Origin of the sequence: Castellaniella sp., from assembly GCF_034675845.1 — a bacterium.
Taxonomy (GTDB): domain Bacteria; phylum Pseudomonadota; class Gammaproteobacteria; order Burkholderiales; family Burkholderiaceae_B; genus Castellaniella.
Genome location: NZ_JAUCCU010000001.1, coordinates 759649 through 782108 on the forward strand (window position 1 = coordinate 759649; position 22460 = coordinate 782108).

General features: G+C 53.8%; 19 protein-coding genes. 5 read left to right on the forward strand and 14 right to left on the reverse strand.

Features of this window, described 5'->3' with window-relative positions; translation table 11 throughout:
- Nucleotides 1–24: 24 nt before the first annotated feature.
- The 3 genes from VDP81_RS03725 to VDP81_RS03735 all read left to right on the forward strand — a co-directional run bounded on the left by VDP81_RS03725 (nt 25) and on the right by VDP81_RS03735 (nt 3095).
- Nucleotides 25–771 (forward strand): arginyltransferase, encoded by a 747-nt coding sequence (locus VDP81_RS03725; RefSeq protein WP_322994412.1) that lies wholly within the window; start codon nt 25–27, stop codon nt 769–771.
- 8 nt (nt 772–779) lie between these two features.
- Nucleotides 780–1823: a quinone-dependent dihydroorotate dehydrogenase gene (locus tag VDP81_RS03730; protein WP_323011577.1), complete on the forward strand. Its 1044-nt coding sequence runs from the start codon at nt 780–782 to the stop codon at nt 1821–1823.
- 228 nt (nt 1824–2051) lie between these two features.
- Entirely contained in the window at nt 2052–3095 is a 1044-nt protein-coding gene (locus VDP81_RS03735; RefSeq protein ID WP_322994410.1) for a DUF4351 domain-containing protein, read from the forward strand.
- A gap of 45 nt (nt 3096–3140) precedes the next feature.
- On the opposite strand, the gene VDP81_RS03740 is transcribed toward VDP81_RS03735, so the two are convergent.
- The 6 genes from VDP81_RS03740 to VDP81_RS03765 all read right to left on the reverse strand — a co-directional run bounded on the left by VDP81_RS03740 (nt 3141) and on the right by VDP81_RS03765 (nt 10648).
- Nucleotides 3141–6308: an efflux RND transporter permease subunit gene (locus VDP81_RS03740; protein WP_323011578.1), complete on the reverse strand. Its 3168-nt coding sequence runs from the start codon at nt 6306–6308 to the stop codon at nt 3141–3143.
- A gap of 11 nt (nt 6309–6319) precedes the next feature.
- Entirely contained in the window at nt 6320–7573 is a 1254-nt protein-coding gene (locus VDP81_RS03745; RefSeq protein ID WP_323011579.1) for an efflux RND transporter periplasmic adaptor subunit, read from the reverse strand.
- A gap of 123 nt (nt 7574–7696) precedes the next feature.
- On the reverse strand, nt 7697–7837 hold the full coding sequence (locus VDP81_RS03750) for a DUF4351 domain-containing protein (RefSeq protein WP_322994408.1): 141 nt from the start codon (nt 7835–7837) through the stop codon (nt 7697–7699).
- A gap of 59 nt (nt 7838–7896) precedes the next feature.
- Complete coding sequence (locus VDP81_RS03755) at nt 7897–8631, reverse strand: Rpn family recombination-promoting nuclease/putative transposase (RefSeq protein ID WP_323011580.1); 735 nt, start codon at nt 8629–8631, stop codon at nt 7897–7899.
- A 185-nt stretch (nt 8632–8816) separates the two neighbouring features.
- Nucleotides 8817–8969 (reverse strand): hypothetical protein, encoded by a 153-nt coding sequence (locus VDP81_RS03760; RefSeq protein WP_323011581.1) that lies wholly within the window; start codon nt 8967–8969, stop codon nt 8817–8819.
- A 239-nt stretch (nt 8970–9208) separates the two neighbouring features.
- Nucleotides 9209–10648, reverse strand: coding sequence for a flagellin (locus tag VDP81_RS03765; protein ID WP_323011582.1), 1440 nt, complete (start codon nt 10646–10648; stop codon nt 9209–9211).
- 214 nt (nt 10649–10862) lie between these two features.
- Between VDP81_RS03765 and VDP81_RS03770 the strand changes: the two genes are divergently transcribed.
- On the forward strand, nt 10863–11738 hold the full coding sequence (locus tag VDP81_RS03770; protein ID WP_323011583.1) for a flagellin: 876 nt from the start codon (nt 10863–10865) through the stop codon (nt 11736–11738).
- Nucleotides 11739–11822: 84 nt separating this feature from the next.
- Here the strand turns inward: VDP81_RS03770 and VDP81_RS03775 are convergent, their stop codons facing one another.
- Nucleotides 11823–15470, reverse strand: a complete 3648-nt coding sequence (locus VDP81_RS03775) for a glycosyltransferase (protein WP_323011584.1) — start codon at nt 15468–15470, stop codon at nt 11823–11825.
- Between the two features lie 25 nt (nt 15471–15495).
- Nucleotides 15496–16170: a class I SAM-dependent methyltransferase gene (locus VDP81_RS03780; RefSeq protein ID WP_323011585.1), complete on the reverse strand. Its 675-nt coding sequence runs from the start codon at nt 16168–16170 to the stop codon at nt 15496–15498.
- Between the two features lie 368 nt (nt 16171–16538).
- Here VDP81_RS03780 and VDP81_RS03785 point away from each other — a divergent pair, with 368 nt between their 5' ends.
- Nucleotides 16539–17525, forward strand: coding sequence for a ketoacyl-ACP synthase III (locus tag VDP81_RS03785; protein WP_323011586.1), 987 nt, complete (start codon nt 16539–16541; stop codon nt 17523–17525).
- A 12-nt stretch (nt 17526–17537) separates the two neighbouring features.
- Here VDP81_RS03785 and VDP81_RS03790 read toward each other — a convergent pair whose 3' ends face one another.
- From VDP81_RS03790 to VDP81_RS03815, 6 genes are read right to left on the reverse strand one after another with little or no spacing between them, the layout of a single operon-like run.
- On the reverse strand, nt 17538–18203 hold the full coding sequence (locus VDP81_RS03790; RefSeq protein ID WP_323011587.1) for a class I SAM-dependent methyltransferase: 666 nt from the start codon (nt 18201–18203) through the stop codon (nt 17538–17540).
- Between the two features lie 4 nt (nt 18204–18207).
- Nucleotides 18208–19560, reverse strand: a complete 1353-nt coding sequence (locus tag VDP81_RS03795) for an MBL fold metallo-hydrolase (RefSeq protein WP_323011588.1) — start codon at nt 19558–19560, stop codon at nt 18208–18210.
- A 45-nt stretch (nt 19561–19605) separates the two neighbouring features.
- Nucleotides 19606–20649 carry a pseudaminic acid synthase gene (gene pseI, locus VDP81_RS03800; RefSeq protein WP_323011589.1) on the reverse strand — a complete coding sequence of 348 codons (1044 nt, stop codon included), beginning with the start codon at nt 20647–20649 and terminating at the stop codon, nt 19606–19608.
- Between the two features lie 33 nt (nt 20650–20682).
- A complete protein-coding gene (locus tag VDP81_RS03805) occupies nt 20683–20907 on the reverse strand; it encodes an acyl carrier protein (RefSeq protein WP_323011590.1) in 225 nt (74 codons plus the stop codon).
- Between the two features lie 10 nt (nt 20908–20917).
- Entirely contained in the window at nt 20918–21847 is a 930-nt protein-coding gene (locus VDP81_RS03810; protein WP_323011591.1) for a ketoacyl-ACP synthase III, read from the reverse strand.
- Entirely contained in the window at nt 21847–22452 is a 606-nt protein-coding gene (locus tag VDP81_RS03815; RefSeq protein WP_323011592.1) for a hypothetical protein, read from the reverse strand. Before VDP81_RS03815 ends, VDP81_RS03810 begins: the two co-directional genes overlap by 1 nt.
- Nucleotides 22453–22460 lie beyond the last annotated feature (8 nt).

Below are 22460 nucleotides of genomic sequence, written 5' to 3' on the forward strand. Positions count from 1 at the left end.
ATCTAGTCATCCTTGGCCACGGTCATGAGCAAGCCCAGCGAATCCATTTTCCACCGCCTGCAGTTCTATACCACTGCCTCCTACCCCTGCAGCTACCTGCCTGGGCGGCTGGCGCGGTCCCAGGTCGCCACCCCGGCCCATCTGGTGGACGACGCCGCCTATTCCCGCCTGATCGAACAGGGCTTCCGGCGCAGCGGCCTATTCACCTACCGACCAGCCTGCGGTGCTTGTCAGGCCTGCATCCCCCTGCGGGTCGATACGCTGCATTTCCAACAGGATCGTACCCAGCGCAAGCTCTGGCGGCGCATGCAAGCCACCCTGGATGTCACCCTCAGCCCCCTGCACTGGGACGCCCAGCATTTTCAGCTATACCTGCGCTACCAGCAAAAACGCCACCCTGGAGCAGGTATGGATCAGGACGACCAGGCCCAATACACGCAGTTCCTGCTGACCAGCCGGGTTCACACCGAAATGGCTGAATTTCGAGACCAGGGCGGCGTTCTACGCATGGTGGCCATCATGGATCGCATCGACCACGGGATCTCGGCGGTGTATACGTTTTACGACCCCGACTGGCACGGCAGCCTGGGAACCTACGGGATTTTATGGCAGCTGGATTATTGCCAGCGCCTGGGCCTGCCCTGGCTGTATCTGGGATACTGGATCGCCGAAAGCCGTAAAATGGCCTATAAATCACGCTTCCAGCCCCACCAGATCCTGCAAAATGGCACCTGGGTGGATTCGGAAACCCGACAGGATTCCTCCGACTGAAAAGGCCTATGTCTCTGCTATTCAAAGCCTACCCACTGGCCAAACGCGCCCTGTTTTCCATGGACGCCGAGCAGGCGCACGAATGGACGCTAAAAACCCTGCAGCACAGCCACAACTGCGCAACCACCCGGTTCCTGACCGCCAGCCACCAGCCGACCTTGCCGCGCACCCTGATGGGCTTGCCGCTGCGCAACCCCGTGGGGCTGGCGGCCGGGCTGGACAAAAACGGCGCCTATATCGACGCCCTGGCTGCTCTGGGATTTGGCTTCATCGAAGTCGGCACCGTCACCCCCCGCGCCCAGCCTGGCAACCCAAAGCCCCGCATGTTCCGCCTGCCACGGGCCCGCTGCCTGATCAACCGCATGGGCTTCAATAACGATGGCCTGGATGCCTTTATCGCCAATGTGCAGCGCAGCCAATGGCGGCGTCAGGGCGGCATCCTGGGCCTGAATATCGGCAAGAACGCGGCCACCCCCATCGAACACGCCGTAGACGACTACCTGCGCTGTCTGGATGGCGTCTATCCCCATGCCGACTACATCACGGTCAATATATCCTCGCCCAACACCCAAAACCTGCGCAGCCTGCAAAGCCACGACGCCCTGGACGCCCTGCTGGCGTCTTTGCAGACCCGGCGCCTGGCCCTGGCAGATCAACACGGCAAACGCATCCCCCTGGCAGTCAAAATCGCCCCTGACCTCAGTCCGGAGGAAATTGACGCGGTGGCGGAATTGATCCCGCGCCACGGAATCGATGGGATTATCGCCACCAACACGACCTTATCGCGCGATGCGGTGCGCGGTCTGCCGCACGATGACGAGGCCGGTGGCCTGTCCGGCCCTCCGGTGCATGCGCTGTCGCTGGCGGTGATTCGGCGTTTGCGCCAGCAGCTTGGCCCGGACACCGCCATCATTGGCGTGGGCGGGATTGAATCCGGCCAACAGGCGCTGGAAAAAATCCAGGCAGGCGCGGATGCGGTGCAGGTGTATACCGGGCTGATCTATCAGGGTCCGGGGCTGATCCGGGAATGTGTACAGGCACTGGACGGGTAGCCTTTCTTTTCGTTTTGCGGGATGCTGTTTGGGTTCTTCAGAGGAATCTCATCGCTGTGCGGGGGAGCTTAGAAAACCGAACGCATGTCGGTGGACAAAGAAACACCCAGGGATAGGCATCTGAAAGATAGCCGAGTGAAAATCAGCTATGACATTCCTGCCCCGACACCACCCCTGACTCCTGCGCTTCCTTGAATAATGAGGCATCCCCGCCCCAGGATGCCCGTCATGCCATCGAAGCCCGACCCTCCAAACAGAAAACCCATCACCGACGACCACGACAGCCCCTGGAAACACGCCCTGGAACTGTATTTCCCGCAGGCCCTGGCCCTATTGACGCCCAACGTGCACAAGGCCATCGACTGGGCCATCCCCGCAGAATTCCTGGACAAAGAACTACAAGCCATCGCCATCCCCAGTAAAAAGGGCCGCCGCCTGGTGGATAAACTGGCGCAAGTGCGCCTGCGCGACGGCACAGCCGCCTGGCTGCTGATCCACGTCGAGGTCGAACGCCGACTGGACGGCAAACAGGCCCTGAAGACCTTTGCCTGGCGCTTGTACGAATACCGCTTTCGCATCCAGTCGCGCATCATGCAGCAACGGCGGCTGAGCCTGCCGCCCAAGATCTACAGCCTGGGCATCCTGCTGGAAAGCAAAGGGCTAGGTTGCGAGGTATTCCACACCGACGAATACCAGGGCCAAGGGGTGCGATTCCGCTTTCCTGTCGTAGAATTGGAGACATGGCGCAGTCGCTGGGATGAACTGGAATCCCTGGCCCCAAGCAACCCTTTTGCCGTGGTCGTCATGGCGCAACTGCAGGCCAACCACTATCGGGATAAGCGCACCCGCCTGGGGCCTAAACTGCAGATGGTGCGCCAACTGCAACGCTATGGTTACGATGCGGTGGTGGCCATGCAGGTCTACCGCCTGATCGAATGGATGATCGCTCTGCCCGAAGACCTGGAACCGGACTTTTTACAGGCAGTCGATGCGCTGTCCAAGGAGAACGAAATGACGTATGTGACGCTGATAGAACGCGCTAGCCGCGACAAGTGGTTTGCCGAAGGCCAAGCCAAGGGCCGTGCTGAAGGCAAGAAAGAAGGTAGCGTGAAAGGGCAAACGGAATTACTGCTGCGGCAGGTTCAGCGTCGCTTTGGTCCACAGTCGGACGACATCAACCAGCGCATCCGGACTGCCTCGGCCGCACAACTGGAAACCTGGTCGTTGAATTTTGTGGATGCCACTGAACTGGATGACGTGTTTCGAGATTAATCAGGTTCGATGCCTCGTTGTTGCGACCTATCCTGCCGCTGTCTTCTACCTGGTGGCTGCCATCTTCCGCCCACGACGGGCACGCAGCCGACGGGCTTGCTTCAATGCCCGACCACGCACATAGCCGTGATGCAGGCGGTCCAGGTACAGATACACCACCGGGGTGGTATATAGCGTCAGCACCTGCGACACAATCAACCCGCCCACCATGGTGTAGCCCAGCGGCTGGCGTAACTCGGACCCAGCGCCCGTGCCCAGCATCAAGGGCAAACCAGCGAACAAGGCGCACAAGGTCGTCATCAAAATCGGCCTGAAACGCAGCAAACAGGCCTGGTAGATAGCCTCTCGGGGCGTCAAGCCCTGCTCGCGCTCGGCCACAATGGCAAAATCAATCAGCAAAATCCCGTTTTTCTTGACGATCCCGATCAGCAGCAAAATTCCGATCAAGGCGATCACGCTGAAATCCATGCCGCTGATCATCAAAATCAGCAAGGCCCCCACCCCCGCAGCCGGCAGGGTCGACAAAATCGTCAACGGATGGATATAGCTTTCATACAGCAGACCCAGCACGATATACACCGCCACCAGGGCGGCCAGGATCAGATACGGCTGCGATGCCAGGGATTCCTGAAAAGCCTGGGCTGTGCCCTGAAATGACCCTTGCACCGAGATCGGCACGCCCATCTCAGCCTGGGCCTGCTGGATCGCGTCCACCGCCTGCCCCAAGGAATAGCCTTCGGCCAGATTGAAGGAAATCGTCACAGCGGGAAACTGCCCCTGGTGGTTGATGGATAAATACCCCGTGCCCGAGGTATCCACCTGGACCAGGCTGTCCAGCGGCACCTGCTGTCCCGTCAAAGGCGAGGTGATATACAGTTGCGAGAACACTGCCGGGTCGCGCTGCCATTCCGGGGTGATTTCCAGCACCACGTTATAGCTGTTGATCTGCGTGAAATACTGCGCCACCTGACGCTGGCCCAGTGCGTTGTATATCGTGCTGTCGATCAGGGCCGGGCTGATGCCGAACATCGCCGCACGCGCCCGGTCTATCGTCACCACGGCCGTATTGGCGCGGTTTTGCTGGTCAGTCGCCAAGTCCGTCAAGGGGGCCAACTGAGCAAAACGCGCCAGCAGCCGGGGCGCCCAGGTATTCAGCTCGTCCAGGCTGGCGCTGGTCAGGGTGTACTGATACTGCGTGCGCGACATGCGCCCACCCACATTGATGTCCTGCCCCGCCTGCAAGAACAGCCGCACCCCCGGCACCTGCCCCAACTTCGGATTCAGGCGGCGGATGACTTCGTCCGCCGTGGCTTCACGACCCTCGCTGCGCGGCGTCAGGCTAATGAAGAACCGCCCCGTATTGAACGTGGGCGCATTGCTGGTCATGCCAAAGGCCATGATGTCCGGGTCCTGGCGCAGCACATCAGCCAGCGCCATCATGCGTGCGTTCATGGCTTCAAAAGAACTGTCCTGGGCAGATTCAGCCAGACCAAAAACCGCCCCGGTATCCTGCTGTGGAAAGAACCCTTTGGGGATGGCCACCAACAAGGCCACCGACGCGGCCAGCGTCGCCAGAAACACGCACAGGGTCGCAAAATGGTGATCAAGCACCACATCCAAACTGCGCCGGTAGGCCCCCAGTAGCGCATCAAAGCCGCGTTCGAACGCTTGGGACAGCCGCCCGCGCGGGGCATGCCGCAAGTCCCGCAGATAGCGCGAACACAACATCGGTGTCAGGGTCAGGGTGACCAGCACCGAAATCACGATCGTCATCACCACCGTGACGGCAAACTCGCGAAACAGCCGCCCAACGATCCCGCCCATCAGCAGCAGCGGAATAAACACCGCCACCAGCGACACGGAAATCGACACAATGGTGAAGCCGATCTCGCGGGCGCCCTGCAAGGCGGCCTCCATGGGCCGCATGCCTTCTTCGATGTGGCGCCAGATGTTTTCCAGCATCACCACCGCATCGTCCACAATAAAACCGACTGAAATCGTCAGCGCCATCAAAGACAGATTGTCCAGGCTATAGCCCGCCAGATACATCAGGGCAAAAGTGCCCATCAAGGCCAGCGGCACCGCCACACTGGCGATCAGCGTCCCCGCCACATTGCGCAGAAACAGGAAAATCACCAGAATCACCAGGGCAATCGACAGCAACAGGGTGATTTCGACCTCGTGCACCGAGGCCTTGATGTTCTGCGTCCGATCGATTAGGGTGCTGACCTGAATGCTGGCGGGCATGGACGCCATCAGCGCAGGCAACTCGGCCCGGATGCGGGCCACGGTGTCGATGACATTCGCCCCTGGCTGTTTGGTCACCCCCACCACCAAAGACCGGCCATCCATGACGGCATCCTGCGGCCCCGCCCCCTGCCCTGCAAAGGCCCAGGCGGCCTGCTTGGCGTCTTCTGGCCCCGGCACCGCCTGACCGATATCGCGCACCCGTACCGGCGCCCCATTGCGCCAGGCCACAATGGCGTCATTCCACTGATCCGCGTCCTCCAGCTGATCGTTGGTATAAATGGTGTAACTTTGGCGGGCACCGTCCACCGTGCCCTTGGGCTGGCTGACCGTCGTGGTCGCCATCACCCCGCGAATGGATTCCAGATCCAGCCCCAGCGCAGCGATCTTGCGCGGGTCCACCTGCACCCGGATGGCGGGTTTTTGCTGGCCGAAAATATTGACCTGACCCACGCCCTCGACCCGGGACAGCTGCTGCGCCAGAATATTGTCGGCGTAATCATTGACCACCGTGATCGGCAGCACATCGGATTGCACCGCCAAAATCAGGATTGAAAAATCCGCCGGATTGACCTTGCGAAACGTCGGCGGGCTGGGCATGGTGGACGGCAGTTGCCGGGTAGCAGCAGAAATCGCCGTCTGCACATCCAGCGCCGCCCCGTCGATATTGCGATCCAGATCAAACTGCAAAGTGATGCGCGACGAACCCAGGGCATTTTCAGAGCTCATCTGCACCAGCCCAGGGATGGTGGAAAATTCACGTTCCAGCGGCTGGGCCACGCTGGTGGCCATGGTCTCCGGATTCCCCCCCGGCAATTTCGCCGTCACCTGGATCGTCGGGAAATCCACCTGCGGCAAGGGTGCCACTGGCAACAGCGGAAACATCGCCAGACCCAGCAAAAAAATCGCCACCGCCAGCAGGGTCGTGCCGATGGGGCGGTGAATGAAGGGAGTGGATATATTCATGCCCGCCCCCGTCAGGATGCAGCGTCTGCGGCTGCTGGCGGCGTGGCATCATCTGGACGCAGCCGACCCGGCGCAGCCGCTGCGTCGATTTCAGCCACCAGGGTGCCGGGCTTCAAGCGATATTGTCCATCGACCACCACGCGATCGCCCGCCGCCAGCCCCCGGCTGATCAGACTGCCGCCGTCCTGCGATTCCAGCACCTGCACCGGCTGCACGCGCACCCGGTCGTCGGCATCCACCACATAGACAAACAGGCCATCGGCTCCGCGCTGCACGGCAGGGTCCGGCACCACCAGCGCCCCCTGACGTGTGCCCAGCATCAAATTCACGGTCACGGTCTGCCCAGGCCACAGAGCCAGACTGGGATTATCCAGGCGTGCTTTCAAGCGCAAAGTCGCGCTGCTGCTGTCGATCTGGTTGTCCACCAGCACCAGGCCACCCTGCCCCAATAAGTGCGGCTGTCCCTGCGACCAGACCTGAACCTGCAGATCGGGGACCGGTGGCGATATGCCAAGGTCATCCTGAGGAGTCATGGTTTTGGGGCGAACGGCTGCGGATTCTTGTATGGTGGCCCGGATTTGGGCATAGGCGGCATCCGGCACGGTAAAGCTGACTGCAATCGGGTCAACTTGGTTGATCACCACCAGCCCCTGGGCATCTGCTGCCCGGATCTGGTTGCCTGGATCAACCAACAAAGCGCCCGTGCGACCCGCCAGGGGCGCATGAATGCGGGTATTGTCCAGCTGAACCTGAGCCGCCTGCACCAAGGCCTGCTCTGCCCGCACCGTGGCCTGCAAGACAGCCACCTGGGCCTGCTGCGCATCCAATACCTGGCGCTCGATGGCCCCATGGCGGGCAAGTTCGGTGTAACGCTTTAAATCCTGACGTGCATTGTCCAACTGCACTTGGCTGCGGTGCTGCTGGGCCACGGCCTGCGCCAACTGGGCCTGTTGGGCGCGGTCATCCAGTTGGGCCAATAGCTGCCCCTGCTGAACGGTATCCCCTTCCTGGAAGCCCACAGACTGGAGCTGGCCATCGATGCGCGCCCGCACAGTGACCGTCTGCCAGGGCTGCACCACACCCAAGCCGGTCAAGCGAATAGGCATATCCCGCGCCTGCACCAGGGCGGTATGCACCCGCACCGGCCCACTGACCGCCTGCGGGGCGGGCGCGGCGGCGGGCCGACCCAGCCACCAAAGTGCAAGCAGCACCAGCAGAAAAACAGGCAGGCCAATCAATAACAAAGTACGACGTGTGGAAGACATGGGCTTTGGACTGTCTGCCACCATCGTGGGCGGCTAAGTGAGGGACTTTAAGAGTATAGAGTGTCACCAAATAAATGGGATCAGACCCCATTGACCTAGCCATTGACCTTCTGACGACCAGTATTAGTCTCCGAACACATCATCCAGGGTTTGTGCATCCACAAAATTCAGTGACCAGGCCTCCAACTGGGGGCTGCTGGCTGTGTGGATTTTCTCATGGAGACTATCAGGCTGGCTGCCAAAACGACGTTCGATCAAACGCAACAATAATCGGGATCTGTCCCCGACTCGCTGACATCAACAGGGCGCGATGAATCACGCCCCTACGCTTTGAACACGTCATCCAAGACCTGAGCATCCAGGATGTTCAATGACCAGGCTTCCAATTGGGCGCGGGTGGCTGCATGGATTTTTTCATGGATGTGATCGGGCTGTTTGCCAAAGCGACGTTCAAGCAAACGCAGCAACAAACCTGCCTGGCCTTCGATTCGACCTTCTTCACGGCCTTCTTTCAGCCACTGTTTGGCCCAGATACCGGGTTCTTCGGCAATTATCATATCCAGCTCCTGCAGGGTCTTGGTGGGGGGTAAGGGTTCGGGCAAAGCGGCATTGCGTTCGATCATCAGCACCAGCCAGGCGGTGATGCTGCGGTTCAGTTCCTGGCTTTCGGGCAGGGCCAAAATGGCTTGGGTCAGGGTATGCAAGGATACTTGCCACTGCTCTATCTTACGGTCATGCCGCAAGCGAAACAACAAAGTCGCCAGGTTGTGACTAGGTCGGCCGATGGATTTCAGCAAATCGCGCTCACGAACCAGCAGGTAGCGCATTTGCGGCTGGTACGCCTGCAGCGCCACCGGGACGCCGCCCGCCAGGCTGGACACATCCTGCGCTGCCGTCCAACGGCGTGATCCGCTGTAAAACACAACGGGCAACACCGCTGGCAGCGGCAGGCGGATTTGCCGAGTACGCAGCAGGGTCTGATAGCTTAGACAGGTATAGGTGGCGATGCGCAACGCCATGGTGTCGTCAGGCTGGGATTGCTGCTCGAAGATCAGCAAAATACACAGCCCGTGGGATGATACGCGGTCGGTGGCTTCACCCGCTGGCGGGTCTGTCGTATGCTCTGCATGCCCAGCGGCTGGGAGTGGGGATCTTGTACCGCACGGGTCACCGGATGGACTGCCTGCGTCTGGGGCATCCGCAGCCCAGGGGACCAGCCAAGCACAATCACCCGTGCGTTGCTTCAATCGGTCGCTGATGTGCGATGTGTTGATGGCCGCATCTGCGACCAATCCAGTGCATTGAACAAGGCAGGGTCCATCACGCAGGCCAGGATGTCGCGCAACAATTCTTTGTGTTCAAACAGGCGGCGGTACGCCGCATCCAGTTTCCCCATGATGGCCTTCCGATTGTGTTCAGAAAGAAGCATGATGGGGGGTTAGACGGCTGTTATGGGGGTGGCGGGGGCCATTTTGTCACACTGTAGACCTAAAAAACCGACCGCCTTGCCCGTAGCGCCGTGTATTTGAGCGCGACTCATCGCGACCAGCATCACAAACACGTCGTCCAGCGCCTGGGCGTCTACGAAATTCAACGACCGGGCTTCCAATTGGGAGCCGGACGCCAAACACATTTTTATTGGATCAAAGACAAGACTGTCTGCGGGATTTGATTCGCCTGGGCCAGGACGGCAGTGCTGGCTTGCATCAGGATTTGTGCCCGCGTCATATTGGATACCTCGACAGCATAGTCAGCGTCCTGAATCCGCGACTGCGCTGCCGCTGTCGCCAGCTGCTGCTGGCCCAGGTTCTGAATCGCACTTTCGAACCGGTTGGTCAAGGCCCCGTACTGCCCCCGATAGCTGTCTATCCGGTTCAGCACGTCACGCAACCCGGTCATCGCCTTGCGGGCTTCTTCAATCGGGTCCAGCTCGATTTTATCCATGCCCAGCGACACACTATCTGAAGGCGTGGGCTCGATGGTGACCTTTTCCAGCTCCTGGCCATACTGGGCACTGACCACAATGTCCGTGGGTTCACTATATGGTGGCTGGATTTGATGGCTGGGCTGGGGCATGTGCGTCCAGTTCGCCACGGCGGTGAATGAGCCATTGCCAACCACAATGATCAGCAGGTCCTCGGTCACCTCGTCGATGGTCAGGCGCTCTAGCACACCCCCAGCACCATTTGAACCATTGTTGAAGTCAACGCCAGTCTCATAGCGATCACCATCCCCGCTATAGGAAAAATTCATCCCGTTATAGCTACCAGATGCGCTGCCGTTGATATCAAATGTGGCCCCGCCTTCCAGCAGTTGACCGTCGTCATACACCGCCCCAGGCAAGAAGCCATTGGATTCGGTAAGCACCTTGCCCTTGGCAGAAGCCGCGTCCGTAATCCCTTGACTGATCCAGACATAATCCGGATCAGCCCCAAAAATTGGCGTACCCACCAAGTGCTTGCCGTCCCGAGTAAACAGCTGGATATCGTCATCTGCCCCTATAGAGTTGATATCCAATACAAAATCTGTCGCACCCGCTGGAATATACGCAGTTGACACAATGCCTGATGTGAAAGGGGCTGAGCTGCCCGGGACGGGAAATTTGGCAAAAATTGGCGGCGTATCCCCAACATTGACGGGTATTTTGGTTGATGCATCCGGCCCTAAAGGATAACGACCAAACACTTCAGTGGCCATGGCAATTCGATCAATCTCGTCTCGGACCTGGTGATATTCGGCATTGATAGAGGCCCGATCGTCATCAGACAGCGTGCCATTGGCAGACTGCACGGACAGCTGATAGGCCCTGTGTACCAGGTCATTAATGCCATCCAGCCCGCCTTCAGCAGTCTGCATCAGGCTGATTCCATCATTAATGCCACGCACCGTCTGAGCATCGGCCCGCAGATTGGCCTCCATTCGGTTGGCAATGGCCTGACCGGCCGCATCGTCCTTGGCGCTGTTGATGCGCAGGCCAGAAGACAGACGCTGAATCGCCTGCCCAAGAGCGCTTTCAGACTGCTGGTGGCGGGTTAATGTCTGCTGGGCGGGAAGATTGGTGCGAATAATTGACATATTATGTTACGTTTTGATATAAATACCCGTAGGATTCTACCCAACTTGCCAACTTGCCAACTTGTGGCTAGTCAACTGCAATAAACAAAAAATTTGGCATCTTCCCCTAAAGTTCCTAACCCCCCCTCCGTTAATGAGTCAGAACAGGAGGTCACTCAGTTTGTCATCCTGGGCAACAAGGGCGGATCTCCGCCGAACCACATAGGAGTCTCTCATGGCTGTCATCAATACCAACTACCTTGCTCTGGTTTCCCAGAACAACCTGAACAAATCCCAGTCATCCCTGGGCACCTCCATCGAGCGCCTGTCTTCCGGCCTGCGCATCAACAGCGCCAAGGACGACGCCGCTGGTCAGGCCATCGCCAACCGTTTCTCGGCCCAGATCACCGGTCTGACCCAGGCTGCCCGCAACGCCAACGACGGGATCTCCATCGCACAAACGACGGAAGGCTCCCTGAACGAAATCAACAACAACCTGCAACGTATTCGTCAACTGGCCGTTCAAGCCTACAACGGCACGAACTCCGACGACGACTTGGATTCCATCAACGCTGAAATCAAACTGCGTCTGGACGAAATCGATCGCGTTGCCAAGCAAAGCGAATTCAACGGCGTGAACGTGCTGGACGGCACGATCCCCTCCGGTGCCGGCAATGGCCTCGCCATCCAGGTTGGTGCCCGCGACGACCAAACCATCCTGATCACCGGTACTGACGCCCAGGTTTCTGCTTTGCTGAGCGGCGCCACATCCATTACCTCTGCTGGTCTGGCTCGCGCTGCCAATGTGTCCGGCGCAGGCGCTGCTCAGGGCGTGGTTTCCGGCGCTCTGGCAGAAATCGACAAGGCCATTCAGCGCGTTGATAGCATGCGCAGCGACCTGGGTGCTGTCCAGAACCGCTTCGAGTCCACCATCGCCAACCTGAACAACACCATCAACAACCTGTCAGCTTCGCGCTCGCGCATCGAAGACGCTGACTACTCGGTGGAAGTGTCCAACATGACGCGTGCCCAGATCCTGCAACAAGCAGGCACCGCCGTGCTGGCTCAGGCCAACCAGATTCCGCAGACCATGCTGTCGCTGCTGCGTTAATCTACTGTACCAAGGCGGGTCTATCCCGCCTTATGCAGAAAAAGCCGCCGGAATATTTCCGGCGGCTTTTTGTTTGCTCAGTATTCAGTCTGTTTTGCTGGATGCATCCAACGCCGCGCCCCAGGCATGTGCCCACTGATCCAAAAAAGCGCCTTCCAACAGCCAACCCGACAGCACCGCCTGTCGCAGCGCATCGCCCTTCTGAGCCAATTCATCCATATCGGACAGATGGCTGCGAATCGCCTGAATCCAATCCCGCGGGCGATTACGCACCAACGTTACCGGAAGATCACCACGATAGGGATCGATATCTGTTGCAATGATGGGCACCCCACACGCGCCGAACTCCAGCAGACGCAGGTTACTTTTGCAGCGATTGAATTGATTGATTTCCAACGGAACCACGGCCAGATCCAAATTTAAGCTGACCAATTTAGCGGGGTATTGCTCAAAACCCACCCCTGCATGGTATTCGCAAGCCACTCCGTCAGGCTTCATTCCCATGAAGACCCACTCTACTTCATCTTGTAAGTCCTGGACCACAGGGCGAATTTCCGCTAAATCCCCCGTATGGCTGATGCCCCCCGCCCACCCAACCCGGGGCTTGCGGCCCGCCCGGCGTTGACTGAGCAAATCCCCCCAGACAGCCCGAGGCAAACCATTATGCGCAACACGAATATCGTGATGATAATCACGGTATTCCTCTGCCAGCACAGTTGTAGACACCACCAGCCAATCCACTTCCTCGATCGCTCGGCGCATCTTCTTGATTTCGCTTTGCGGCATCCGCTGCCGATACACACTACGGGCGGGGATATTAGGCAGATAGTCATCGAATTCCAAGACCACCTTAGCGCCAGTCAGGCTTCTATACCGGCGAATTTCTTCCAAGATGCCATCCACGATCCAGGCCCCTTGTAAGACCAGCACGTCAGGCCGCACCCTGGCAACATCGGAAAAATAATAATTACCGATCTTCAAGCTGCCATCCAAGCGTAATTCATCGGATAAGGCCTGAAAAGGGTGTAAAACACGGTAATGTCCACAACCGTCCCAATCCGCATGCATGGCCATTAAAACCGGCAAGGGTCGGCCTGGCAGTGGTTCCTGAATCCGCGAAGCATCGCGGCTAAGCCCAAAGCCTGGGGAAAACTTATCAAAAGCGGGATGATAATTGGGGTCGCGCGCCAGTTGCGGCAACCAGGCAGCAAAAAGCCGGTCACGTTCTTCTACGCTAGGCTCGCTTTTAATGCCGAATTTCCGGGTCAGCAGACGTGTCGCCCCGCCCATATGCCGCAGGCCGGTGTCTGGTTCCAACGCCAACAGGTAACCAGCCTGCGTGGCCCGCATGCATAGATCGGCATCCCCATAGTAAATCGGGAAATCCTTGGCATCGAATCCCCCCAGTTCCTGGAACACGTCACGCCGCATCATCAGACAAGACGCGCTTAAAGCGCTGACATTCTGCTGTGCGACTAGACGGCTCATATATCCGCGACGCTCTGCAGGCTGACCATGAAAAGCCGCGCCAACGCTGCCGTTAAGCCCCAGCACCAAGCCATTCTGATCAACCTTGCCATCGGCCAGGTCCAGCCTGGGGCCTGCCGCCCCCACCTCAGGCCTTAAAGCCAGGGATAAAAGTCGCTGCAGCCAATCCGGTCGCGTCTGTTCAGTAAAACCGATGTCATTATTCAAAAACAGAAAAACATCGCCGCGCGCTTGCTGCACGGCAAAGTTATTGATGGCGGAAAAATCGAAGGCCTGAGGCCAGCGCAATACCTTGACCTGCGCGATGTCCATGGCTTCTAGTTGGGCTAAAAACTGAAGCGCATCGGCATCCCGGCTGTCATTATCCACAATCAGCAATTCATAATGCGGGTAAGTCGTGTGTGCCATCAAACCTTCGACGCAGGCGCGCAGCACGGGCAATTGATCGCGTGTGGGGATGATGATCGAGACCAGTGGCTGGGCCTGCAGCGGATAAGCGACCCGACAGATGCCTGAGTATGCAGTCACCTCCACTGCGGCTTGCGAACCCATGCGACCCAGATGCGCCTGCGTGACCATGGGCGCCCAGACCATTGCCTGGGCTGACTCCACCCAATCCAGCAGGCTGACGCCGCCATACTGCAAAACTTCCGGGATATGGCCCACGACGGGGGGTCCCACTTGTTCCACCATCCGCCACAACAAATCCACCGGCGCAAGATCAGCCAGTTGACCATCCAGCCCTCCCGCCGCCTGAATGGCGGCCGTGCTGAGGATCAGATTACGGCCAACATAAGGATAGCTGCGCAGCAGGTCTACGTTGAAATCTGGTTTTAGCATGGGATTGGCCGGTTCTCCGTCCACCAGAACTGCCTCGTCCGCATACCAGATCAACGGGTCAGGATTGCGCAGGCGGTATTCACCCATGGTCAGCGTGGCATGTGGCACCAATCGGTCGCCCGAGTACATAATCCACAGAAAGTCTGGTGCATTGCCTTCAGTGATTCGCTCAGACAAACGCTTGGGCCACCCACCCGCACCAGGCACGATTTCGATGCCATTCCCTGCAGCTGCTTGTGGTATATCATCACCAATCAGCCAAACCCCATCCACAGGGCGATGCTGAATGCCCAGGCTTTCCAAGGTATTGGCTAAAGGTTGAAGATCCTGGACATCGGGGACGATGACCACCACCCCCAAGGTGCCAACATCGGGGTTGGCTTGCAACATGGTTTGAATGGCCAGAACGCGGGCAGAGGAAGGGGTACGATCAGCTATCCAATCGGGGACAGACCAGCTTGCTGCTGCTTCCTCCTGTTTCTTCAGTTCCGTGACACATGCGCGGATACGCTCGACAAGCGGGAATGGAGTGAAGCCTTTGCTTGGATCGTTCAACGGCTTGATACGAACAAGGTGATTATCTTTTTGACGATGCCAGTCCAATTCCCGGATCATGCGCCTGAAATCACTGTGGCCTTTTTCTCCGACCCCTGGCTGGTCACGGCCTTGCTGGCTGAATTGTTCTTTCGAGACACGGAACTGAGAATAAGGCTCATGCAGAAAGGCCAAATTGCCGCGACGTAATAGTTTGACCACTACAGCCAGATCAGCAACCCACGAAATCGGTTGACGACCTAGATAATAGAGACCAGAATGCCCCCCAGACACAATGGGCTCATAATCTCGCCTGCGAAACATAATGGAGGATGGCTCACCAATGAAGTTCAGCGTTACATCACCCAAGAAAGAACCAAGATCCTTTCCATGAATAATGACATCTTCATCAAACAGAGAGCGCGTTGCAATAATATCCGGCAACTGTTCGCCCTGTTCACCCACTCTTAGCCGACGAGCGGACACCACAGAAATATGATCATCTTGGGATAGCACCTGAACAAATCTGGACAAAACACCAGACAGCAATACATCATCATCAAAAAGCGGTTTGACGTAAGTCCCACGCGCTCGCTTTACGCAAGACGATAAATTACCGCCTTCTCCGTAAGGTGTTGGATTTCTATAGTAACGGAAATTAATTACTTTATTATCTTCGACAAATTTTCTCAAAAACCCAACGACTTCATCTGTGGGGCAATCATCCCCAACCACAATTTCATAATCCGAAAAATCCTGCTCCAAGACACTCTCAAGTGCCGCCTGAAGATAGGTCACTTTATATGCAGGAAGCACCACGGAAACCAAGGGATCACGCTTAGTTTGAGTAGTTTCAAAATCCATTTTCATCAGCCTATTGCAAAAACTTGTTTAGTCAGATTTTCTGAATCAGATAACTATTTTCAAATCCGCGAACAGATCCAATAATATTGAAACCATCAAAATACCCTCCCGCCCGCAGCAGATCAACGGCAGGCCCTACTCCGGGGCTATATACAACATCCGCATAATCATCGAACACAACGAACCCACCTCGAACCAGGCTGGGGGCATATAACAGGAAATCCAGCAGGACATTTCTGCCCTCGTGACCACCATCAATGTGCAGCAATGCCACACTGGGGGAAAGCTCATAGAATCGTTCTGCACATAGCTCTGAAAACCCCCTCAATATAATTGCATCCTGAAACATCAGATTTTTGTAAAAACAGAATTCTTCGTACTGCTTTGGCAACGCGAAAGGATCAATTCCAATAACACGCCTTGAACGATTGCAGATTTCATTCATCAAAGACAGGGATTTTCCTTTCCAGACACCAATCTCGACGATATCGCCGGATACACCTTCAAGCAGCATGCACAAATACGCCAGCAGCTTAACCTGCTCATGAAAAGATATCTCTCTGCGGTCCATGGCCTGTTCAAGAGGCAATGCAGCCTGGGCACGCTCGAAATTTTCTCCCAGTAGTCCCCAGATGGTGGCCACCATTTCATTCAGTTGTGGATTCTCAAGAACCCCATGCAATGCTTCCCTGGTAACCATTTCCATCCTCAAAAATTTATCCTACACACCCATGCTGCTCTGTATCGCAGCTGGCATATTACTTTGATTCGCTCGGTTTACAGCAGTCAAAACGGCCTTCTGTGCACACTTATCCATCCACTCAAAAAACGAGTTTACCCCGAAGTAAGTTCAAGCATGAAAACCGAAATAACCCTTGTTTTTCAGGGTACTCTCCTGTGATTTCCATTCACCTCATGGAGTACAATTGGTACGGTTCTTTATGGGGCTTCCGCAGTTCTTTCCAACGCCGGACAACATGATCTCACAGCGTTGCACTCTCGTCACTGCCCCCAATGCTCAGGTCATTAATAACGCGACCCGGACTTCATGAATTACTGAAAAGGTCTTCAACCATGCCTGACGTCTACCTCAACGCCATCGCAAGTGTTCAGGGCAGCATACGCCAACGCAACGATGCCTCCACCCTGAGCATGCCCGGCTCCCAGTGCGAACGCTTGGTCAACAAGATCGGCATCTCTGAACGACCTGTCGTCGGCCCAAGTCAATACACCAGCGACCTGGCATTGGATTCGATCCATAAGCTGCTCATCGAAAATCCCTGGCTGACTACCGAGGACATCGGTGCCCTGATTGTCTGCACTCAGACGCCGGATCACCTGATCCCCGGCGTGTCATCGCTCTTGCACGGTCGGCTTCGCTTACCTACCGACTGTTTTGTACTCGATATCAATCAGGGGTGCTCTGGATTTGTGCTTGGCACTCAAATGATCACCGCCTTGCAAAAGGTTCAGGCCAAGGGAAAAAGCACCATTCTAGTCAATGCTGATACCTATACCCGGCTACTACAGCCAGATGATCTGACTACGCGTGTCCTGTTTGGCGACGGTGCTACTGCCACTGTTTTTTCGTCACATGTCCCTCGCGGACTGCGTATCATTTATTCCCACAGCTACGCTGATGGCTCGGGCTACGACGCATTCGTAGCCCATGGCTCTGCCTTGCGTCCTAATGGCGAACAGGCAGCAGGCATCCAAATGGATGGCCCCGCTATCCTCAACTTTGCTTTGCGCGTCGTCCCCGACGCCATACAACGGGCTTTGGTAGATACCAGCCTACAGATAGAGGAAATCAAGACGGTCGCCTTTCATCAGGCCAACCACTTTGTCACGTCTCAGCTGAGCAGAAAACTAAAACTAACCCCTGCCCAGGCACCAGAAAACTGTGCTCAGATGGGCAATTTGGTTTCCGCCTCAATCCCTACCCTGCTGGCTGACCAGATGCCTGAATTCAAGCCTGGCGATAAAGTGATGACTGTCGGGTTTGGCGTTGGATTATCCTGGGGGGTTTCTATATTTGAGTATGCACTGGATGAAAGCTAGCCGGCATCGATGTTATTTTTTAAAACCAATGGCGAATATCGAACGCGCGTGCCCCTTCAAGAAAGGAGGCACCCATTTAGTGTCAGATCGAAACGGCAATAAATAAAATGCTTTCCAAAATTTTAGATCCCCTTTGTAATACCACAATGGCTTGCAGCGCGGCCCCGGAAAGACCTCCACATCCTTATAGCCAGATAAACTGAGTAGTTTCTTCAGTGAGATCGGGGTATAAGGACGAACATGGGTGGGATCATTATAAAAATTTCTCCAATCATACTGGAAATTTGGAGTTGACAAGTAGATCGCCCCGCCTGGCTTCAAACACCTGTATATCTCACTTAGAAACAACTCAGGATCATGCAAATGCTCTAAAACAGCTAAACTGATCGCCGCATCGACGCTTAGATCCTCCAATGGAAATGCATCTGTTTCGAAATTTGTTGTATCAATATCCAAACCGATATAGCGGCATCGCAAGTCAGATATAGCAGGCTCTAAATGACGATCGCCACACCCAACATCCAAAAACACCCCACCATCACCCGGAATCTGCCTCCCTGTCAAGCCTAACAAGTTTTTGAAAGTGGCGATTTCCCTGCGACCAAGTTCAATTCTGTAAGAACTTAGCTCTCCAGCAGGCAGGCGAACTTGTTGATAGGCCAGCTTGATTTTTTTCATATTTTTAGAGCTTGAAGAACGTCAAGAGAGACCTTATTGTAGGGTCAAATTTATCTGGATTACGGTAACTTTGCATATGATATTCAGCAACATTCCAGTAAGTTGCCCCCAGCATCAGGGCCAGCAACACATTGGCACTGAAATAGAACTCCGTATATGGCCGATCAGTGGAATAACTTGATAAAGGAAAATCAAGTTTTTCATTATCCATTGCTATCTTTACACGCATTTCCTCTTCTTGAGGGAATGGAACTTGAGCAGATGACTTTATTATTAAATAAACATCTGATTCCGGTTTGCACACAGATTTATTTTGATAAGCCCACATATTCTTACGAGCACGATTCAGCAGGCTCTTCCATGGAAGACGCAATGCAGCGGGCCACTGCACAAGATCCAAATCACATGAAAACTGCGCAATTGAAGCAGCATAAGCCACGCGATCTTCCTCTGAATAATCTCGGTCTACCCCTTTAGTAAGGGGCTCCAGTTCAACCTTCAAAGCCCCCAGTTCCACACTGTCGCCAGTAGACAGCATACACAACTGGTCAGCATCCATCCCAGAGCTTTGCCAGTGTTCAGTAATTTGTCGAGGTGTTGGCTGAGGTTGGAAAGGCGCATGACATGCGCCTTTCCCTCCAAGCACAAATGAACCTGCTGCAGGAACAATTCGACGCGCCATGATGGTTTTGGATAACTGTACAAATTTATCCAGCTTTGCCTTGCGCAAAGCAAGCATGCGTTTACGCTTCTCCTCAGGGGAATAGTTCTTGTAAATAAATGGATAAACACTCGCTCCAGTATAAGGCAGGATTGCCAGATCAACTACGCCGTGCTCTTTCCGTATCATGTCAGCATGTCTTTCTTGCATCGGATTATCCACAGCAAAAAAACATTTCTGGCCATCAACATCCTGGAGAAAAATAGAGGTATCTACATCGACTCCAGAGTCGTTGATCAAATCATCTGATGAACCAGAAAATTGAGAATATATCCGGACCTCATGCTGACCTAACAAGGTCGTTACCCCAAATTCAATTTCAATGATATTTTCAAACCCGAGACTCTTAAGAGACAGAAACATTGCTGGAGTTGAAAATTTTCCAACTATAATCGGAGTTTTTTTGTCAAAATGCTTCAACGTCATCGCATCAAGATGATCACTGTGCAGATGACTTATATATATGTAATCCGGTCGCAATTCCAGATAACCGGATTTCAGCTCTGGTCCGATTGGCGGATAGTTAAAAATCAAACCATGATATATTCCATCAGAAAGCCACGGATCTGAAAGAATAGTCATGCCATCTGAAAATTCAAACAGAAAACAAGCATTTGTAATATATTTGGCTCGCATCTAATACCTCAAAGACTTTGATAAATCAAAAACCAAAAGCCATTTTTAATTGAATATATCCCAACTTATTGGCGTCCCCTTTTTTACGTCTCTCGCCACAATACGCCCAAGCAGAATATTGTAATATTTTGGTGCTAGACCATGCCCAGGACGAATACGCCTTAAGTTTTTCTCTGTCAGGACATCACCCGCTTTGATATCATCACCCGCATACAATGAGCGTCTGCGCAAGCGTGCCTTTTGTTCTGCAGCCGTCGGCCCATAGCTCACTTTTCCCAGCGCTTGCCAGGCTCGTTCAACCTCTTCAACCAAGCATGCCATTTCTTCTGGCTGCAAAGAAAATGTGGAATCGACCCCCCCATCCGATCGTAGCAAGGTAAAGTGCTTTTCAATCACTGTTGCTCCTAAGGCAACCGATGCTATTGCGGCGCCAACTCCCATCGTATGGTCGGATAAACCTACCTCGCACTGAAACAACTCCCGCATATGAGGAATAGTCTTGAGATTTGTATTTTCAGGTAATGACGGATAGGTGCTCGTGCACTTCAGCAGCACCAGATCAGTACACCCAGCACTACGAGCAGCGTCAACAGCCTCATCAATTTCTGCAATTGATGCCATTCCTGTCGAGATAATCAACGGTTTTCCTGTTGAGGCTGCTTTACGAATCAGCGGCAAGTCGACACATTCAAAAGAAGCAATCTTATAACATGGAACGTCCAGTGTCTCGAGAAAATCAACTGCGGCTTCATCAAAGGGCGAACTGAAAGCCAGCATTCCTTGTTTTTTTGCACGCGTAAAAATAGCCTCGTGCCAATCCCACGGTGTATATGCCTTTTTATAGAGAGAATAAACAGACTGCCCCTTCCAAATATTATTTGGATCAGTAATCATGAATTCTCCCTCATCAATATCCAATGTCATTGAATCAGGAGAAAATGTCTGTATCTTAAACCCATCCACACCAGCATTCGCAGCCGCATCGACAATTTCCAAAGCTCGCGTTAAAGATTGATTGTGATTTCCTGACATCTCAGCAATCACGAAAGGCTTCGCCTGCGTTCCGATCAAACGATCACGAATCCTCATATCCGCACCTTGAAAGCACAATAAATACAAATTTTACGAGAAAAATTTTACCAAATCTTCAATAGACTTGAGCCTCTCAGAATCGTCATCGGAAACCTTCTTTCCGGTAACCCCTTCTAATTCTAATAAAATATTATAAAAATCCAAACTATCAATACCTATATTTTTTAGAGGCTCATCTTTTTTTAAATCACTTGGATTAATTTTTAGATTGAGAGCACTATTAATTATAGTAACTATTTTTTCAATGGTCATCATGGAATAGCTCCTAATCAATTCGGTTAATAATTGCCGTGGCCCAGGACAGACCAACGCCAAAACCACTAATTAAAATACGATTAACTTCTTTTTCCAGAAGGCGGTTTTCCAGAAGCAAGGGAATCGATGATGACACAGTATTCCCTGTAGCTTCCATATCTTTTACAAAGCGTTCTTTGTGTTCGCCAAAATTTCGTGCAATAGCATCTACAATTGCATTACTGCCTTGGTGGAGGCAATACAAATCTATATCTTCGTACTTTAAGCCTTCTCGCTCTAGTAGTTTCTTAATATTATCTGCGATTTGAGAAAAGGCGAAATTGAAAACCTGGCGGCCATTCATATGAAGGACCCCACCTTCCTTTTTTAGATATTCACTTCCTGAACCATCTGTACCATAACAAACAGGGCCCAAGCCCCAACCAGGCCCACTTCCCAGCCAAGTTGCTGTCGCAGCATCACCAAACAAAAGGCTCGTCGCCTTGTCTTTCAAATCAACGATTTTTGAATATGGATCAGCTGTAAGAAGAACGCCATTTTTCAGCCCAGAGGATTCCAAAAATCCTTTTAATGCAAAGAGACCATACACATAGCCGGAACATCCCAGAGAGATATCAAATGCCGCAACCGAAACCGGCAACTGCAGCTTCCTTTGCACAATAGCCGACGTATGGGGCAATCCTTCCCCATCAGGATTCTGAGTAACAACGACAACAACATCAATATTTTCTTGATTAAGATCAGGGTTTTTATCCAATAGGTTCTGGAAAGCAGACACAGCTAAATCTGAGGCATCCTCACCTGCCGTCATGCGTGGCAAATGCAAAGCACCAATTTTATTCCGAATGAAATCCTCAGTCTCTCCGAAACCAACAGCTTGGTCAATATTATTTATCGATGACTCAGGGACATAGCTCGCAATGCTTTTTATCTTGATCATTATGGTGCTCCAACAATAAACCGAATTGACCCAACCTTTTTTTTGTCAAGATATATATTATTGACACTAAATTTATTATTGATAAGCTTGACCATATGCACTGAGACATTTTCACAAGCCTTGACCAACGGAAACATTAAGTCCAACTGTCCGAAGACCCACTTTCCATCTACATCAGGAACCACGCTGTAATTCAAGAACTTTGTTAGCGCTATTATATTTTCAATAACAGAATACTCTGAATCAAAGAGAATCTGCGCACTACTTCCCGCCGCATCAAAAACAGCATCCTGGACTATGGAGGCCTCATTGAAAGTTGCCCTACCAGTAACTGCCATTTCTGTTTCAATAATAAACGCACGAACTGGCTCTGTCATTCCACAAGCTCTATAGCGAACTTCCCCAACAACCTTCTTCTCATTATCAGGAGAAATAGTTTCAATAAAACACGATTTCCTGGCAAACCCCCTGAAAGAGAGCCTCTCGATGTATGAACCTTTCTCACCTGTCACATCATCAGCAATAGAAGAAAGACTATTAAATATGTCACTACCGTGGAGATAGTTTCTATTCCCCTTATATGGCAAATCAAGAAGCTTCTTCATCACTACCG